Origin of the sequence: Halomonas sp. SpR1, assembly GCF_031010175.1 — a bacterium.
GTDB lineage: Bacteria > Pseudomonadota > Gammaproteobacteria > Pseudomonadales > Halomonadaceae > Vreelandella.
Map to the genome: position 1 here is coordinate 1 of NZ_JAUAMB010000078.1, position 1,407 is coordinate 1,407.

Below are 1,407 nucleotides of genomic sequence, written 5' to 3' on the forward strand. Positions count from 1 at the left end.
TATATGGTCTCCTCCCTGCTTGCAAGGCTTCGGTCATCGATGCAGGAACAGGTTGCTGCCATATATCCGGCCTGTGCATGAGGCGTCGTCTCCTGGCGCCTCTGGCCCCGATGAGTATCCGCGCATACCGTCCTTATCATCCTTAAGGCTTCTAAGAGCCTACGGGTTCATCAGGTTTTCGGTACACCGGTCTGACCTGTAATGACATCGCGTGATCGTTGCCTTCGCAACCTGGATAGGAACCTCCATCAGTCCTCTATCGTATTAACCTTTTTGCTTACACCATGTTAACAGCCTTCGGCTGGACGAGCTCGATAGTGCTCGCCTCTCGCAATGATGACCCAGGCAATGCGTACTAGCTTGTTCGCTAGCGCAACGACCGCTTTGTTATGGCCTGCTCGCGCTTTTAGGCGTATCACCCAGCGACTAAGCGCATCGTCCTTGCCTTCGGCATATCGCAACACCGCCTGAGCCCCATTAACCACCTGAGAGCGTACATAACGGTCTCCACGTTTACTAATGCCCAGCAACACTTCGCGGCCACCGGTACTGTATTGCCTTGGTACTAGCCCAAGGGCAGCTGAAGCATCCCGGCCACATGTAAACTGGTGGCCATCGCCCATCCAGCCCTGCACCACACTGGCCACAATAGGGCCCATGCCTGGCATCTCACATAGCCGCTGGCACGTTTCATCCTGTTTTGCATGACGCTGAACCTGCGTGTCATACCAGCTCAGCTCTTCTAGCAGGTGAAGGTAGCGCTGGTAGAGGCGATCCAGTAACTGACGCGCCGTAATGCTCAACCCGTTCTCAGCATCCTCCAAGAGTATCGGGATGCCTCGACGCAACGTCGCTACCCCCTGCGCTAACACGATCCCGCGCTCAGCTAACAGAGCACGGATGCGATTGCCTAGCCGGGTCTGTTCTTCTTTCAACTGTCGCCGCTGCTGAATGATCAGCAGCGCATCTTGCTGCTCTACCGTCTTCACAGGGACAGGGCGAAGTCGGCCATGCAAAGAGGCTTCAGCCAGCGCCAAGGCATCGTTGTAGTCGTTCTTCTGCCCACGCATATAGCCCTTTACATGGGCAGGTGGGTACAGCGCCACCTGATGCCCATGCTGTTGAAGCTGGCGGCCTACATGATGAGCCCCCGAACAGGCCTCCAGCGCGACTAAACACGGTTCTTGCTTCGCTAAAAAAGGCAGTAACTTCTGACGACTCAGTGTCTTACGCCAAAGCTCCCGACCATTGCTATTGAGCGCGACAACCGCATTGCTGGATTTTGCGAGATCCACGCCAATCACCCTATACTTGTTCATGGTCTTCTCCCGTCTTGAATGAAGTGACACTTTCATTCTGGCGCATTTTGACGCCGACAATGGGGGGGAGGAGACCATCTCATCATCC

The 1,407-nt window shown here is 55.2% G+C and carries 1 protein-coding gene; it reads right to left on the minus strand.

Annotated elements, in window-relative coordinates; all coding sequences use genetic code 11:
• Nucleotides 1–287: 287 nt before the first annotated feature.
• Nucleotides 288–1,319, minus strand: coding sequence for an IS110 family transposase (locus tag QT231_RS24170; RefSeq protein WP_308339319.1), 1,032 nt, complete (start codon nucleotides 1,317–1,319; stop codon nucleotides 288–290).
• Nucleotides 1,320–1,407: the final 88 nt, after the last annotated feature.